Source organism: Sphingomonas sp. (genome assembly GCF_050725575.1).
Lineage (GTDB): Bacteria > Pseudomonadota > Alphaproteobacteria > Sphingomonadales > Sphingomonadaceae > Sphingomonas.
The window spans coordinates 31,485-48,148 of record NZ_JBOHHW010000007.1; the positions used below are offsets into that span (position 1 = coordinate 31,485).

Annotated in this window: 12 protein-coding genes; 5 read left to right on the plus strand and 7 right to left on the minus strand. The window is 66.0% G+C overall.

From position 1 onward, the window contains the following. Positions 1-47 precede the first annotated feature (47 nt). From ACRECS_RS07000 to ACRECS_RS07020, 5 genes are all read left to right on the plus strand, one after another. Positions 48-4,691: an NAD-glutamate dehydrogenase gene (locus ACRECS_RS07000; RefSeq protein ID WP_431582246.1), complete on the plus strand. Its 4,644-nt coding sequence runs from the start codon at positions 48-50 to the stop codon at positions 4,689-4,691. A 285-nt stretch (positions 4,692-4,976) separates the two neighbouring features. Next, the gene (locus tag ACRECS_RS07005; RefSeq protein ID WP_431582247.1) at positions 4,977-5,612 is read left to right on the plus strand and encodes a PepSY-associated TM helix domain-containing protein; all 636 of its coding nucleotides are present in this window, start codon (positions 4,977-4,979) and stop codon (positions 5,610-5,612) included. 12 nt (positions 5,613-5,624) lie between these two features. Beyond that, complete coding sequence (locus ACRECS_RS07010; RefSeq protein ID WP_431582248.1) at positions 5,625-6,143, plus strand: DUF2271 domain-containing protein; 519 nt, start codon at positions 5,625-5,627, stop codon at positions 6,141-6,143. Positions 6,144-6,160: 17 nt separating this feature from the next. Continuing rightward, the gene (locus tag ACRECS_RS07015) at positions 6,161-6,973 is read left to right on the plus strand and encodes a DUF4198 domain-containing protein (RefSeq protein ID WP_431582249.1); all 813 of its coding nucleotides are present in this window, start codon (positions 6,161-6,163) and stop codon (positions 6,971-6,973) included. Positions 6,974-6,975: 2 nt separating this feature from the next. Then, on the plus strand, positions 6,976-7,965 hold the full coding sequence (locus tag ACRECS_RS07020) for an FAD:protein FMN transferase (RefSeq protein ID WP_431582250.1): 990 nt from the start codon (positions 6,976-6,978) through the stop codon (positions 7,963-7,965). A 333-nt stretch (positions 7,966-8,298) separates the two neighbouring features. Here ACRECS_RS07020 and ACRECS_RS07025 read toward each other — a convergent pair whose 3' ends face one another. From ACRECS_RS07025 to cobS, 7 genes are all read right to left on the minus strand, one after another. Then, positions 8,299-8,982, minus strand: a complete 684-nt coding sequence (locus tag ACRECS_RS07025; RefSeq protein WP_431582251.1) for a Fe2+-dependent dioxygenase — start codon at positions 8,980-8,982, stop codon at positions 8,299-8,301. After that, positions 8,979-9,716, minus strand: a complete 738-nt coding sequence (locus tag ACRECS_RS07030) for a tetratricopeptide repeat protein (RefSeq protein ID WP_431582252.1) — start codon at positions 9,714-9,716, stop codon at positions 8,979-8,981. Before ACRECS_RS07030 ends, ACRECS_RS07025 begins: the two co-directional genes overlap by 4 nt. Before the next feature lie 62 nt (positions 9,717-9,778). Beyond that, a complete protein-coding gene (locus ACRECS_RS07035) occupies positions 9,779-12,307 on the minus strand; it encodes a TonB-dependent receptor (RefSeq protein WP_431582253.1) in 2,529 nt (842 codons plus the stop codon). Positions 12,308-12,367: 60 nt separating this feature from the next. After that, positions 12,368-12,625 (minus strand): ribbon-helix-helix domain-containing protein, encoded by a 258-nt coding sequence (locus ACRECS_RS07040; protein ID WP_431582254.1) that lies wholly within the window; start codon positions 12,623-12,625, stop codon positions 12,368-12,370. 160 nt (positions 12,626-12,785) lie between these two features. Further along, the gene (gene cobT / locus ACRECS_RS07045; RefSeq protein WP_431582255.1) at positions 12,786-14,615 is read right to left on the minus strand and encodes a cobaltochelatase subunit CobT; all 1,830 of its coding nucleotides are present in this window, start codon (positions 14,613-14,615) and stop codon (positions 12,786-12,788) included. Beyond that, complete coding sequence (locus tag ACRECS_RS07050; RefSeq protein WP_431582256.1) at positions 14,612-15,427, minus strand: hypothetical protein; 816 nt, start codon at positions 15,425-15,427, stop codon at positions 14,612-14,614. Before ACRECS_RS07050 ends, cobT begins: the two co-directional genes overlap by 4 nt. A gap of 34 nt (positions 15,428-15,461) precedes the next feature. Continuing rightward, the gene (gene cobS, locus ACRECS_RS07055) at positions 15,462-16,466 is read right to left on the minus strand and encodes a cobaltochelatase subunit CobS (RefSeq protein WP_431582257.1); all 1,005 of its coding nucleotides are present in this window, start codon (positions 16,464-16,466) and stop codon (positions 15,462-15,464) included. Between the last annotated feature and the right edge of the window lie 198 nt (positions 16,467-16,664).

Below are 16,664 nucleotides of genomic sequence, written 5' to 3' on the forward strand. Positions count from 1 at the left end.
TGCCATAAGGGTTGAGGTCGAAACGCGACCGGCGCATAGGTCGCCGCATGGCCAAGACTATGCTCAAATCGCTGTCGGATGCGCTTGCCGTCCGGCTGACCAAAGGCGCGCTTCCGGGCGAGTTGCAGGGGTTCGGCAAGGCCGAACGGGCGGAGGCCGCCATGTTCATGGCGGCGACCGCGGAAACCCGGGCCCCCGGCGTCCCCACCCTCTCGCTTGAGGCGATGGCCGGCACCGACCCGCGCCGCCGCATGCGACTCGCCATCGTCAATGACGACATGCCCTTCCTGGTCGATTCGATCGCCGCGACGATCGGTGCGCACAACGTCGTCATCGACCGGATCATCCATCCCGTCGTCCGGGTGACGCGCGGCGCGGACGGCGTGCTGAGCAAGGTCGATGACAGCGCCGGCGGGGCGCCCGAATCGATGATCTATATCGAGATGGAGCGCGCCGATGCGCGCGAACGCCGCGACCTGCTCACCGCATTGGAACGCAACCTGCGTGACGTGCGCTCGGCAGTGGCCGACTGGCCCGCGCTGCAGGGCGCGCTGGGTGAGGATATCGCCCGGCTCGGCCAGAATGAGGGCGCGGCGCTGCTGCAATGGCTCCTCGACGGCAACATGACCCTGCTCGGCCATGAGAAATGGCATGTCGACGGCAAGTGCGATGCGCAGCTCGGCATCAGCCGTCACCAGCATGACGTGCCGGTGCTCGCCGATGCGTCGCGCCTGCTGGCGATCAAATGGTTCGAAAAGGGCGGTGAAGCGCCGCTGCTGCTCAAGTCCAACCAGATTTCGGGCGTGCACCGCCATGTGCCGCTCGACCTGGTGCTGGTTCCGGTCATGGCCGGCAAGAAAGTCACCGGCCTGTCGATCCATGCCGGATTGTGGACCAGTGCCGCACTTGGCGCGCCGCCGCAGGAAGTGCCGGTGCTGCGCGCACGGCTGACCGCGCTGGAGGCGAAGTTCGGTTTCGATCCCAAGGGCCATACCGGCAAGGCGCTGACTCATGCGCTCGCCGCGCTCCCGCACGATCTGGTCACCGCGTTCGACACCGAACAGCTCGAAGAGCTTGCGCTGACCGCCATGTCGCTGGCCGACCGGCCGCGGCCCAAGCTGGTGCTGGTGCGCTCCACGCTCGGCCGGCATCTGTTCGCGTTCGTGTGGTTGCCGCGCGACGATTTGACCACCGCGCGGCGCGTCGCGATCGGCGAAATGCTTGCCGAGGCGGCCAATGCCAGCCTGCTCAACTGGTCGATCGCGCTTGAGGACGGCGTCGTGGCGATGATGCGCTTCACCCTCGACCTGCGTGGCGACGGCCATATGCCCGATGCCGCCCCGCTCGATGCCCGGCTCGGCCGCATGGTGCGCGGCTGGGTCCCGGCGATCGAGGCGGCCCTGACCGACACGACACGGCCCGACAGCGTCGAGCCCGCGCGTGCCGCGCGCATGGCGCTACGCTACGCCAATTGCTTCCCGCAGGGTTATCGCACCGCCAACCCGCCCGAAGAGGCCGCGCGCGATATCGTGCGGCTGTCGCGGCTGGAGACACCCGACGACCGTTCGGTGCGGCTGTACCGCGACGGCGCCGGGCAGGCGCGGCTCAAGATCTACCGCCTCGGCGGGGCGCTCGCTTTGTCCGATGCGGTGCCGGTGCTGGAGAATTTCGGCTTCCGCGTGATCGAGGAAATCCCGACTGCGCTGGCCGACGACGCCCAGGCCTTTGTCCATGAATTCCTGATCGAGATCGGACTCGGGGCAGCGCGCGACGCGTTCGGCGGCGACCCCGCGATCCTCGAGAATGCGATCGCCGCAGTGCTTGAGAACAAGGCGGAGAATGACGCGTTCAACCGGCTGATCGTCGATGCCGGCATGGCGCCGGGCGCGGTCGTGCTGTTCCGCGCCTGGTTCCGCTATCTGCGCCAGGCCGGGATGACCTACGGCCTGGTCACGGTGGTCGACGCGCTGCGCCGCGCGCCGAAGGTCGCCGCCTCGCTGATCGACCGGTTCAACGCAGCGCATGATCCGGCCCGCACCGCCAAGGCGGCCGCCGCGATCGAAACCGCTGACGGCGCGATCGAGCGCGGGCTCGACGCCGTGTCGGCGATCGACGACGACCGCATCCTGCGCGCGCTGTACAGCGTGATCGCCGCGACGCTGCGCACCAACGCCTTTGCGCCGGCCGGCCAGGTCGCCCTCGCCTTCAAGCTCGACAGCCATCTCGTCCCCGGCCTGCCCGCGCCGGTGCCGTGGCGTGAGATCTGGGTCTATTCCCCGCGCGTCGAGGGCATCCATCTGCGCGCCGGTCCGGTCGCACGCGGTGGCCTGCGCTGGTCCGACCGGCGCGACGACTTCCGCACCGAGATCCTCGGCCTGATGAAGGCGCAGCGCGTCAAGAACGCGGTGATCGTGCCGACCGGCGCCAAGGGCGGCTTCTATCCCAAGCAGCTACCGGCATCGTCGAACCGCGACGCCTGGCTGGCCGAGGGGACGGAAAGCTACCGCGTGTTCATTCGCTCGCTGCTATCGATCACCGACAATATCGTCGAGAACAAGGTCGTCCATCCCCGCTCGGTCGTGGTTCATGACGGCGAGGACCCCTATTTCGTGGTCGCCGCCGACAAGGGCACCGCGACCTTCAGCGACGTCGCCAATGCGATCGCGCTCGAGCATAATTTCTGGCTCGGCGATGCCTTCGCCAGCGGCGGCTCGGTCGGCTATGACCATAAGGCGATGGGCATCACCGCCAAGGGCGCCTGGCTCTCGGTACAGCGCCACTTCGCCGAGCGCGGCGTCGATGTGCAGACCGATCCGATCACCGTGGTCGGCTGCGGCGACATGTCGGGCGACGTGTTCGGCAACGGCATGCTGTTGTCGAAGACGCTGAAGATCCTCGCCGCGTTTGACCATCGCCACATCTTCCTCGATCCCGATCCCGATCCCGCAGCGAGCTGGGAGGAGCGCAACCGCATGTTCGCGCTGCCGCGGTCGAGCTGGGCGGATTACGACGCCAAGCTGATCTCCAAGGGCGGCGGCGTGTTCCCGCGCACCGACAAGACGATCAAGCTGTCGAAACAAATCCGCGCCGCGCTCGGCCTCGACGCGGCCGAGATGGAGCCGACCGCGCTGATCTCCGCGATTCTGAAAAGTCGGGTCGACCTGATCTGGTTCGGCGGCATCGGCACTTATGTGAAGGCAGCGGCGGAGAACAACATCCAGGTCGGCGATCCTGCCAATGACCGGCTGCGCGTCAATGCCGAGGAGCTGCGCGCGACCGCGATCGGCGAGGGCGCCAATCTCGGCGTCACTCAGGCCGGGCGCATTGCCTTTGCCGCGCGCGGCGGGCGGATCAACACCGACTTCATCGACAATTCGGCCGGTGTCGATTGCTCGGATAATGAGGTCAACATCAAGATCGCGCTCAACCGCGAGATGATCGAGGGCCGCCTCGCCTATGAGAAGCGCAACGTGCTGCTCGCCAGCATGACCGACGATGTCGCGCATCTCGTGCTTGAGGATAACCGGCTGCAAACGCTTGCCCTGTCAGTGATGGAGCATGACGGGCCGCAAGCGGTGCCCAGCTATGTCCGCGTGATCGAGATCTTCGAGGATGGCGGCCGGCTCGACCGCCTGGTCGAGGGACTGGCGTCGAACGATGACCTGCTGCGCCGCGTGCAAGAGAATCGCGGCCTGACCCGGCCTGAGCTCGCCGTGCTGCTGGCGACCGCGAAGCTCGCGCTGCAGGATTCGATCGAGCATGGCGAGCTCGGTGCCGATCCGGCGCTTGCGCCCGATCTCCATGCCGCCTTCCCGCCGGCGATGCGCAAGAAGTTCGGCGCGGCGATCGACAGCCACCGGCTGCGTGGTGAGATCGTGGCGACCAAGCTCGCCAACCGCATCATCAACCGCATGGGCGTGCTCTATCCGTTCGAGCTCGCCGAGGAGGAAGGCGCGGCGATGAGCGACATCGCGGCGATGTTCGTCGTGGCCGAGCGGCTTTTCGACCTGCCTGCCCTATGGAAGGAGATCGAGACTGCGGCGATGCCCGAAGTGGCACGCATCGCATTGTTCGATGAGGTCGCGGTGGCGACCCGGGCGCAGATCGCCGACCTGCTGCGCATTACCCATCCCGGCACCGGCCCCGGCGAGGTGCTGGCGCGGATCGCCAAAGGCATTGGCGAGCTCGACAAGCAGCACAAGGCGCTGCTGCGCGACGAAGCCAATGCACAGAGCGCGCGGATCGCGGGCCGGCTCGAAGAGGCCGGGGCGCCGAAGAAGCTGGTGCAGAAGGTCGTGCGGCTGTTCGAGCTCGACGGCGCGGTCGGCCTTGCCGATCTCGGCAACCGGCTGAAGCTCGACGAGACAGTGCTGACTCATGCCTTTACCCGGCTCGGCCAGGCGCTCGGTCTCGACTGGGCGCAGACCAATGCCGCGCGGATCAGCCCGAGCGATCCGTGGGAGCGGCTGCTGATCGCCGGTCTGGCGCGCGACTTCCAGCAATTGCGGCTCGATTTCCTCGGCCGCAGCGAGCGCGATCCGCAGGCGCTGGTCGAGAGCTGGCTGACCGCCAATGCCCAGCGCGTGGCGCAGTTCAAGGCGGTGGTCGACCGTGCCCGCAACGCGCCGGCGCCGAACGCGGCGATGCTGGCGCAGATCGCCGGCCAGGCGCGGGTGCTGCTGGGGCGGTGACTTCCTGATCCTCCCCGGCACGAAGTGTCGGGTTGGACTGCCCCCCGGCAGTCCAAGATCATGCTAGGAGCATGATCGACCCGACGCTGGGAACCGCCCGCTTACTTCAAGCGGGTGGTGGAGGGGGCTCTCCATAAGCGATACGCTGCTTGACACGCCCCCTCCACCATTTGCTGAAGAGCAAATGGTCCCCCTCCCCGAGCCGGGGAGGATACCCTTTGCAATTGAGAATCGTTCGCGTTATCGCGAGTCATTCTCAATATGAGTCGGGATGCGCCTCCACCCATGAACAGCCCGGCCGCGCGGCAAAAGCCACGGCGCAAGACCTTCTGGCTCAAACAGCTCCACACCTGGCACTGGATCAGTTCGGCGGTCAGCCTGATCGGGCTGTTGCTGTTCGCGGTCACCGGCTTCACGCTCAACCATGCCGCCGATATCGAGGCGAAACCGGTGGTCGCGGAGCACGCCGCCCAGCTCCCCAAGGCCCTGTTGCCGCAGATTGCTCCCAATGATGCGCCCGACACCAAGAAACCACTGCCCGTGCCGGTCGCGCGCTGGGTCGAACAGACCTTCTCGGTCGGCGCGGGCGGCGAGGCGGAATGGTCGGCCGATGAGGTCTATCTGCCGCTACCGCGCCCCGGCGGCGATGGCTGGGTAACGATCGAGCGGGCGACCGGCGCGGTGACGTCCGAATTCACCGATCGCGGCTGGATCAGCTATCTCAACGATCTCCACAAGGGCCGCAACGCGGGCAAGGCGTGGAGCTGGTTCATCGACATCTTCGCCTTTGCCTGCCTGATCTTCGCGCTGACCGGGCTGGTGCTGCTCTGGCTGCACGCCGCCAAGCGCCCGGTCACCTGGCCGCTGGTCGCGCTGGGTTTCGCCATTCCGGCAATCATCGCCGTCATCTTCATCCATTAAGGGAGCCTATCGATGCAGCTTCGCCACCATCTCATCCTGACCGGAACCGCCGCCGGGCTGATCGCCACCGGCCCTGCCGCAGCACAGTCGGTCGACGTGTCGATCACCGTCCCGCGGCTGTCGGTCGCCGAGTATCACAAGCCCTATGTCGCGGTGTATCTCGAGGCGACCGGCGCGCCCGCCAAGACGCTGTCGATCTGGTACGATGTCGCCAAGGCAAAGGACGAAGGCCGCAAATGGCTCAATGAAGTGCGCGGCTGGTGGCGCGCTTCGGGCCGGTCGGGCAGCTATATCGCCGACGGCAGCTCGGGCGCGACACGCGCGCCGGGCGTGCAGAAGATCAGCATCAACGCCGCGCGGCTCGGCGGGCTCAAGCCCGGCCAGTACACGCTGGTGGTCGAGGCCGCGCGCGAAGTCGGCGGGCGCGAGGTGATCCGCCTGCCCTTCTCCTGGCCGCTCAAGCCGGGCCAGACGATCCAGGCCGCGGGCACGACCGAGCTCGGCGCCGTTTCCGCCACCTTCAAGCCGTAACCAAGAGGATCGCTTCCATGACCAAGCTCCGTGCAACGCTCCTCGCCGCTCTCGGCACCGTCGCAATCGCCGCCCCGCTGCAGGCGCACCGCCTGTGGCTGCTGCCCTCGACCACGATCGTGTCGGGTGACGACGACTGGATCACCTTCGATGCCGCCGCATCGAACGACCTGTTCTTCCCCGATCATCAGCCGCTTCGTGCCGAACCAGCCGTGATCCAGCCCGACGGCACGCCGGGGAAGGTCGAGCATGTCAATATCGGCCAGTACCGCGCGACCTTCGACCTGCACATGGTGCAGAAGGGCACGTACAAGCTGGTGGTGCAGAATGGCGGCGTGATGGGCAGCTTCAAGGTTGGCGGCGTCGAGCAACGCCTGCCGCGCGGCACCAGGCCGGACCAGCTCGCCACCGCGATCCCGGCCGGCGCGACCGATGTGAAGCTGACCGAATCCGTCAACCGCAACGAAGTGTTCGTAACGGCCGGCGCGCCGACCGAAACGGTGCTGAAACCGACCGGTGTCGGCCTTGAGCTGGTCCCGGTGACCCATCCGAACGATCTCGTCACCGGCGAGCCGGCGACGTTCCGCTTCACCGCCGACGGCAAGCCCGCCGCGCAGCTGACCGTCACCGTCATTCCCGGCGGCAGCCGCTATCGCAAGTCAGTCGATGAGAAGACCTTCACCACCGATGCGGCAGGACAGGTCGCGATCAGTTGGCCGGCAGCGGGCATGTACTGGATCAACGCCACCGCCACCGCGCCGAGCACTGCCATCCCCAATGCGAGCAAGCGCATGAGCTACACCGCCGTGCTCGAGGTGCATCAGCCCTGAACATGTACCAGCCTCGCATTGCCATTCCGCCGGCGGTATCCGCCGACGCATTCCGGCGGCGCGACCCCGGCGCAGGCGTGATCGCGCTGGGCGGTGCGACGATGGGCACGACCTGGAGCGCCCGGATCGTTTCGCCACGCCCGGCGGCCGAGCTGAACGGAGCCATCGAACGCGCGCTGGACGATGTCATCGATGAGATGAGCCATTGGGAAGCGGGCTCGCTTCTCTCGCGGGTGAATGCCGCGCCGGTCGGCGAGTGGCACAGCCTGCGCGCCGATCTCGCTTATGTCCTCGATGCCGGCCTCGCCGTGGCGGACGCGAGCGGTGTCGCGTTTGATCCCGCCGCCGGGACGCTGGTCGACCTGTGGGGCTTCGGCCCGGCCGGTGCGCGCACCGGGCGACCGAGTGACGAAGAGATCGCCGCGACAGCCTCGGGCCGAGCCGCGATCGAGCGGCAGGGCAACCGCGTCCGCCGCACCGCCGATGTGCGGATCGACCTGTCGGGCATCGCCAAGGGCTTTGCGGTCGATGCGCTGGCCCGCGCGCTGCTTGCGCTCGGCATACGCGATTTCCTGGTCGAGATCGGCGGCGAGCTGCGCGGCGAGGGGACGAAGCCCGACGCCCAGCCCTGGTGGGTCGATCTCGAACCGCCGCCCGGCGCGCGCCTGACCCCGATCCGGCTTGCGCTGCACGGTGTCTCGGTCGCGACCTCGGGCGATTATCGCCGCTTCTTCGATGCCGACGGCACACGCTACGCCCATGTGATCGACCCGCGCACGCGCGCACCGCTGGTCAATGACGTGGCATCGGCGAGCGTGATCCATGCTGAGTGCATGATGGCCGATGCCTGGGCCACGGCACTGATGGTGCTCGGCGCGGAGGACGGCATGGCGCTGGCCGAGCGCGAAGGACTGGCGGCGCGGATCGTGCTGCGCGACGGGGCCGAGCATCGCGAACTGCTGTCGAGCCCGTTGCAGGCAATGCTCGATTAGGGAGCCGCGGTGCTGTTTCATGCTGTTATTTGCGCCAAATTTTTCCGATGCTGTTAAGTTGGATTTTCAGAGGAAATTTCCGCTTTCTTTTCAGCAAGATGGGTACCTCCGATGCTGTTATTCAATAACAGCATGAAAACAGCAGATAGCAGCATATAACAGCATGCGCTTTTGCCGGAACAGCCTGGACTGTCCGTGTGGTTTTTATCGTCATGAGAAAGAGCGCGGACGGATGCCGGGAGGCATCCTGTCCAGCTCCACTCTGTCATTGCGGACGCCTGACTTGAATCATTCTGCCTAATTCCTCCCTCGTGCAGCGGGGAGGGACTATCCTCAGGCCTCGGCCCAGCGGCGCAGGAGGTTGTGATACACCCCGGTCAACCGGATCACCGCCGCATCGTCCTGCCCCTGCGCCGCAGCGACCGACTGTACGCCCTGGTCGAGTTCGAACAGGATGCGCCGCGCGCCGTCGTCGCGCACCATCGACTGGATCCAGAAGAAGGACGCGGTACGCGTGCCGCGCGTCACGGGCTCGACCTTGTGCAGGCTCGAGGCGGGATAAAGCAGCATATGGCCAGCGGGCAGCTTGACCGACTGGCGGCCGAACTGGTCCTCGACCACCAGCTCGCCGCCGTCATATTCCTCGGGCTCTTCAAGGAAGAGCGTCGCCGACAAGTCGCTGCGGATGCGGAAATCGCTGCCGCGGCGGATGCGGATCGCATTGTCGACGTGCAGGCCGAATGCCTGTCCCCCTGCATAGCGGTTGAACAGAGGCGGAAAGACCTTGAGCGGCAAAGCGGCGGCGACGAACAGCGGTGACGCGGCGAGCGCATCGAGCACCAGATTGCCGGCGCGCTTCGCCGCATCCGACTCCTCGGGCAATTGCTCGTTGCGCTTGGCCAGCGCCGATTGCGCGCCCGAGGTGGCATTGCCGTCGATCCAGTGCGCCGCATCGATCAGCGCGCGGATCTCGGCGACCTGGCCCGGGTCCAATACATCGGGAATGGCGATCATCATCTCACACCGCTCCGCAATGCCGCGACGCCGCGGGTGGGGAAATCCGGTACAGGCGAGGCAGCGAGCCATGCCGCCGCCTTGTCGATGAACGCCGGAGTCGCCGTCTCGCCGACCCGGCCAAGCCAGCCCAGCGCCTCGTCAATCCGGCCCGCATCACCGAGCAGTCGAGCATGGTTGAACTGGCCGCGAAAATCGCCGCCCTCGGCCGCCTTTGCGTAGCAATTGGCAGCGACGCCCATGTCGCGTTCAACCACCCAGCCATCCTCATGAAAGCTGCCGACGAAATTGATCGCCTTGGCATTGCCCATCGCCGCTGCCTTTTGCAGCCAGCCAAGCGCCGCCGCCTTGTCCTCGACCACGCCGTCGCCAAGCGCGAGCAGAGTCGCATAATTGTACATCGCCCAGTCCAGGCCCTGTTCGGCGGCGATACGGTAGCATTCCGCCGCTCGGGTCTTGTCCGGTGCAGTGCCCCAGCCAAGGTCGTAGCAGCGCCCGACCATGTTGAGCCCCATGACATGATGCTGCGCCGCCGCCTTGGTGAACCAGCCGAGCGCAGCGCGCGGATCGGGTGCGACGCCGGTGCCGTCGAGCAGCATCTGGCCGTACACCGCCTGCGCCTCGGCAACCCCAGCTTCGGCCGCCTGAAGCACGAACGCCGCCCGCTCCTCCGGCGATGCGGAAAGGCGTGCAGCGATGTCGTCGGGCGTCAGCGTGTCGAGAGTTGCGCGATCCATGACGCTAGCTAACCACCTCGTCCCGGTCGTGTCGAGCAACACGGCCGGGACGGGAGCCAGTCTTAAAAGCCGAAGCTCAGCGTCGCGAAGGCCGAGCGGCCGGGAGCGATCGCAGCATAATGCGAGGTATAGACCTGGCTGAAATAGGTCTTGTCGGTCAGGTTCTGCACATTGACCGCCAACTGCACCTTGTCGGTGAATTTATAGGCGACCCGCGCATCGAAGCGCACATATCCGGGCACGGTGCGCGAGATGACCCGGGTTGCCGAAGTGATTGTGATCACGCCAGCGGAGGTCTGCGCCGCGGACCGGTTGTCCTGATAGCCGCCGAACACGCGGCTGGTGTAGAAGGCGCCACCGCCGAAGGAGAATTTGCCGACGTCCAGATTGCTCCACAACGTGGCGCTGTGCTTGGCGGTCTGTGGCGCCTGCTTGCCGGTATTGACCGACACCACCTGCACCGTCGTGGCCTTGGCTGCACCAACCGCTGCGACCGTCAACGCGGTGAAGCCGCCATCGGTGATCTTGGGGTCAAGATAGGTATAGCCGCCGAACACCGTCCAGCCAGGCAGGATCGTGCCGTTGACGCCGAATTCGACACCGCGAATGCGGCGCTTGCCGATATATTCGATATTGTTGTTCGGGCCGGTGACACGGGCATTTTCGGTCTTGGTCTGGAACACAGCGAGGCTCAGATTGAGCTTACCGTCGAACAGGTCGGCCTTGGCGCCGACTTCCGCGGACTTGGTCTTTTCGACCTTCAGCGCATCAAGCGGCGTGGTGACCGCGCCGGCCACGCTTGTCGGGAGCGCGTTCTGCTCCTGGCCTTCGCCGAGCAGCGAGTTGGGCGGCGTCGCCGAGGTGGCGTAGCTGGCATAGAGGCTGGTGTTCTTGGTCGGCTTGAAGACCAGGCCGGCCTGGTAATTGAAGATCTCGTCGGTGCGTTCGAACTCGACCACGCTGGTCGCGGTGATCGGCTGTCCCGGACGCAACCTGGTGGTGAAGCGGTCATAGCGCAGCCCGATATTGAGGATCAGCGGCTCGGCGAGCGTGATCGAATCGAAACCATAGACGCTCTGCGTGCTGGCATCATTCTGAGTCTCGGCGATCGGCAGATTGCGCACGATCGGCGCGGCGACGGTCGACGTGTCATTGGCGTAATTGACCCAGTTTGCGTCGGGGTTGGGATTGAACAGATCGACGCAATAGAAGCGCGCGATCGACGCGGCATTACAGCGTGGCGAGATCGTCGACCCGGTCGAGAGCAATTCGGTGTTGGAGGCGTTGACGAAGCCGCGCGTCACGAACGCGCCGCGCCGCGCCTTTTCCCAGGAGAATTCCGCGCCGACCGAGAAGCTGTGCTTGATCCCGCCGGTGTCGAATTCACCGTACAGGTCGGTCTGGTTGACGATGCTCTTGGTATAGCCATAGCGCGTGTTGGCGCGTGTCCACACATAGCCGCCGGTCAGCACATCGCCGTTGCCAGGATTGGTCGCGCGGGTGCCGAACACATTGCCCTGGCTGTCGTCGGGCAGCAGGAAAATATAGGCCTGATCATTATGCGTGTAGCGCGACGTGTTGCGCAGCGTGACGCCGCCAAAGTCATGTTCGACCCGGATCGTCGCCTGCTGCGTCGTCGCATCGCGGAAATCACGGTTCTTGAGGCCGTAGAAGGTCGAGCGATCGACCGTGCCGGTGCGGCCACCGGCGGTGGTAATCCTGCCGAGCGCTGGCTCCGAGTAGCTGTTGCCGAGCGGCGCATTGGCGATGGTGTAGAGAAACGGAATGCCACTGTCGGGCAGCTCATGGCTTTCGAGATAATAATAGGATGCGGTCAGCCGGGTCGGCGTGCCGAGGCCGATCGTCACCGACGGGGCAAAGCCCCAGCGCTTCTGCCAGATCGCATCGCGGCCGGCGACGTCCTGGTCATGCCACATGCCCTCGAGGCGGACGGCCACCGTGTCGCTGATCTTGTGGTTCACATCGATCGTCGCGCGCTTATAATCGGCGGTGCCGTAGCTGATCGCCGCGTTCACGAAATCGGCTGCGCGCGGCAGTTTCGACAGGATGTTGATCGATCCGCCCGCACTGCCGCGGCCGCCGAGTGTCGAATCCGACCCGCGTACGATCTGGATCGAATCGACCGCGAATATCTCGCGCGTCTGCGCCGCGAAGTCGCGCACGCCATCGACATAGGTGCTGCCCTGGCTGTCGAAGCCGCGGATAAAGGGGCGGTCGCCGATCGGGTTGCCGCCCTCGGCCGCGCCAAAGGTGATGCCCGGAACGGTGCGCAAGGCATCGGCGAGGCTGGCCGAGCCGGTCTGATCGATCACGTCACGCGGCAGGATCACGACCGAGCGCGGCGTATCGACGGGTGCCGCGACATCCTTGGGCGACGCATTGGGCAGATCGCGGCGGTCAGTGACGAGGATGTCGTCGTCGCGGCGTTGCGCGGCATCGGCGGCATCGGCGGACGCCGTATCGGTACCGTCCTTGGCCATGGCCGGGGCAGTCGCGAACGCGCCGACGCACGACAAGGCAAGGAAAGCAGGCACAGCGGCGCTGCGTGAAACGGTGCCCGGACGGCGCATGACGGTAATCCCCTTAGATGGTGAAGGGGCGGCTATTGCGAGTCACTCTCATTGTCAACGCTACTGAGAGTAATTCTCATCCATGTTGGAGAAAAGCCAACTGCGCAGAGCACTGGCGAGATTGGGCGGGGCATCGGCGCGAATGCGGATCGCGTCGATCTCGGCGATCAGCGCATTGAGCGGTAGGGCGTGTTTGGCCGCCGCCGCTTCAAGCCCAGCCCAAAAAACGGGCTCCAGGCTGATCGAGGTCTGGTGGCCGGCAATGGTGACGGAGCGTTTGATCGGGCCGTGGAAGCCGGTTGGGGGTGCGGTGATCATTTAAATTCCTCCCCGGCACGGGGAGGGGGACCAGCGCAGCCGGTGGAGGGGGTAGGCCGGCAACGTTACGCTGCTTGGCACGCCGCCTCCACCACGCGCTGAAGAAGCGCGCGGTCCCCCTCCCCGTGCCGGGGAGGAATTAAATGACCGCCCCATCCCATCACTCCGAATCGAACAGCGCGGCGAGCTGTTCGATGATCGTGCCGCCGAGCTGATCGGCATCCATGATCGTCACCGCGCGCTGGTAATAGCGCGTCACGTCATGGCCGATACCGATCGCGACCAGCTCGACCGGCGACTTGGTCTCGATCCAGCCGATCACCTGGCGCAGATGACGTTCGAGATAGCTGCCCGAATTGACGCTGAGGGTGGAATCGTCGACCGGCGCACCGTCCGAGATGACCATCAGGATCTTGCGCTCCTCCGGTCGCCCGATCAGCCGGCCATGCGCCCAGAGCAACGCTTCGCCGTCGATATTCTCTTTCAGCAGCCCTTCGCGCATCATCAGCCCGAGCGACGTTTTCGCACGGCGCCACGGTTCATCGGCCTTTTTGTAGACGATGTGTCGCACGTCGTTGAGCCGGCCCGGCTGGGGCGGGCGCCCCGCGGCAAGCCAGGTCTCGCGTGCCTGCCCGCCCTTCCAGGCGCGGGTGGTGAAGCCGAGAATCTCGGTCTTGACCCCGCAACGTTCCAGCGTGCGCGCAAGAATGTCGGCGCTGATCGCGGCGATCGAGATCGGGCGGCCGCGCATCGAACCGCTATTGTCGATCAGCAGCGTCACGACCGTGTCGCGGAAATCGGTCTCGCGCTCGACCTTGTAGCTCAGCGACAGCATCGGGTTGACCACGATCCGCGCCAGCCGCGCGGCGTCGAGAATCCCTTCCTCCTGGTCGAAATCCCAGCTGCGGTTCTGCTGCGCCATCAGGCGGCGCTGCAGCCGGTTGGCGAGCTTGGTCACCACACCCTGCAGATGCACCAGCTGCTGGTCGAGATAGGAACGCAGCCGCGCCAGTTCGTCAGCGTCGCACAGCTCGGTCGCGGCGATCACCTCGTCATAGGCGGTGGTCCAGGCCTTGTAGTCGAATTGCGCGCCGAAATCCTGCAGCGGCCGGTTGGGGCGGACCGGGAGCATGCCCTCTTCGCCCTCGTCGCCGGGCTCGCCGTCCATATCGTCATACTGGTCGTCGCCCTGCTCGCTCGACTCGCCATCCTGCGATTCGGCATCGCGGTCCTGGCCCCGCGCCTCGATCTCGCTTTGGCCCTCGTCACCCTCGTTCTCGCCGTCCTCGCCCTCGTCAGACTGCTGGTCCTCGGTGCCCTCGTCATCGCTGCCGCCTTCCTCGCTGTCGTCCGGGATCATATCCCCCTCGACCAGTTCGAGATCCTCGAGCAGCCGCGTCGCCAGCGTCGCGAACGCGCGCTGATCGTCGATCGCCAGCGCCAGCGCGTCGAGGTCGTGGCCGGCCTTGTCCTCGATCCAATCGCGGATCAGCGCCATGCCCATTGCGGTGGTGGCGGGTGCCTCCTGCCCGGTCAGCCGTTCGCGCACCATCAGGCCGAGCGCGGTCGACAGCGGTACTTCCTCGCGGCTGCGCGCACGGGTGATCGGGTCGGCGCGCAGCTTCATGTCGAGCGCGGTCGCCAGATTGGCGGCGATCCCGGCATAGCCGCGCGAGCCAAGCGCCTCGACCCGCGCGCCCTCCACCGCATCGAACACCGAACGCGCCACCGCGTCCCCCGGTGCTGTCTTCGCGTGCAGCGCCGCGTCGTGATGCTTGAGCCGGAGCGCGAAGCCATCCGCAAAACCACGCGCTTCGGCGACCTGGTCGGCCGGCAGGGTGCGCGCCGGCATCGGCACCTTGATATGCTTGCCCGACTGAGTCGGCGCGTCGGCGGTGAAGGCGAGTTCGACCTCCGGCTCGTCAGCGAGCGCGCGCGATGTGCCGCCGAGTACGGCCTTGAACTGGTCGAGGGGCGTTTCAGTGGTCATTGGCTCAGCTCTGGCAGCACAATATGCCCGGGGGCGAAATCACGGTTCATGATCACCGTCGCTTCGCCCGATTTCGCATCATAGGCAAGCAGGGTGATCACCGCGCCGGCGATGATGTCATGCGCCGGCAGTTTTACGGTCGACAGCGTGTGCCGTGCACCGGGCAGTGCACGCATGCGGCCGAAGCCCGATGCCTCAAGGTCGAAGAAGACGCTGCCCTTTTCGCCGCCGCTGCCGGCATAGCGCAACCGGATTACGCTCTCGCCACCGATCGGCAGTCCTTCGATCAGGCCATATTCCGCCTTTGGAATAGCATAGGGCAATTTGCTCTTGCCCTTGGCGCCGACCAGAAAGGCATGGTCGAAGAAGGAATCGCCATCGGCATCGATCAGGCAATAGCGCGTGTCGAGCTTGGTCGACCGCAGCACGCCGACCATCCCGAACAGCATCTGCCCGGTCATCTGCTTGCCGATCGACCCTTCCTTGCCTTCCTCGCAGAACACCCGTTGCGGATCGCCGGGCAGGCCGGGCACGCTCGCCGCCGCGATCACCGTACCGCGCTCGAACGCGCGCTTCTCGCCCGACTGGTCCAGTGCGACCGGCGTGACGATGATCGCCGAGTCTGGCCGGCCTAGCGTACTGATCGCGACGATCGTGCCGGGCAGCACCTTCTGCTCGCCCGCCGGGGTGGTCGAGGGCAGCAAACGCAGCGGCGGCGCGCCGATCTTATAGTCTGCGGGCGCGGCAGCGAGCAGCAGCGGCACGGCGGCGAGCATCACGATCGACCGCCAACGGCGCCCATGGTCAGTCATCGATCGTTACTCCACCGCCGGAGAGACCCGGCCGTCAGCTCTTGCCGACAACGCTCTCGGGCAAATCCTTGCCGAACACGCGCTGATAATATTCCGCGACCAGCGCGCGTTCCGATTCGTCGCACTTGTTGAGGAACGACAGGCGGAACGCGAAGCCGATGTCACCGAAGATCAGCGCGTTCTGCGCCCAGGTGATCACGGTGCGCGGGCTCATCACGGTCGAGATGTCGCCATTGATGAAGCCGCGCCGGGTCAGGTCGGCGACGCGGACCATGTCCTCGACCGCCTTCTTGCCCTCCGGCTTGTCATACTCACCCGACTTGGCGAGCACGATCTGCGCCTCGACAGCGGCGGGCAGATAGTTGAGCGTGACGACGATGTTCCAGCGGTCCATCTGGCCCTGGTTGATCTGCTGCGTCCCATGATACAGGCCGCTGGTATCGCCGAGGCCGACCGTGTTGGCGGTGGAGAACAGACGGAACCACGGGTTCGGCCGGATCACGCGGTTCTGGTCGAGCAACGTCAGCTTGCCCTCGGTCTCCAGCACGCGCTGGATCACGAACATCACGTCGGGACGACCGGCGTCATATTCGTCGAACACCAGGGCGGTCGGCGTCTGCAGTGCCCAGGGCAGCAGGCCTTCGCGGAATTCAGTGACTTGCTTGCCGTCCTTGAGCACGATCGCATCGCGGCCGACCAGGTCGATACGGCTGATATGCGCATCAAGGTTGATGCGGATGCACGGCCATTTCAGGCGCGCCGCGACCTGTTCGATATGAGTCGATTTGCCGGTGCCGTGATAGCCCTGCACCATCACGCGGCGATTGTGCGCGAAGCCGGCGCAGATCGCGAGCGTGGTATCGGCGTCGAACACATAAGCCGGGTCGAGATCGGGCACGCGCTCGTCCGCTTCGCTGAAAGCGGGGACCTGCATGTCCGAATCGATACCGAACGCCTCACGGACGCTGAGCATCTTGTCGGGCGCTTCCATGATCGTCGTTTCGCGGCTGTCGGGCTGAGTATTGGGGATGTCGGTCATTATTGCCTCACGTCTGGCCTAACGCCTTAGGGTCCAAACCCGTTCATCGCAACGGTCGAGACGGAGCGGATTTAGGCGCACGGCCAGGAGCAAGGAGGGAGCGATGGCTATCCATCGTGACCGACGCGCGACGCCGCTGTGCGCCTAAAGCCGCCCGCCGCGCAGCGGTCGCCCGGAGCAAGCCGCTGGCTACGTCGC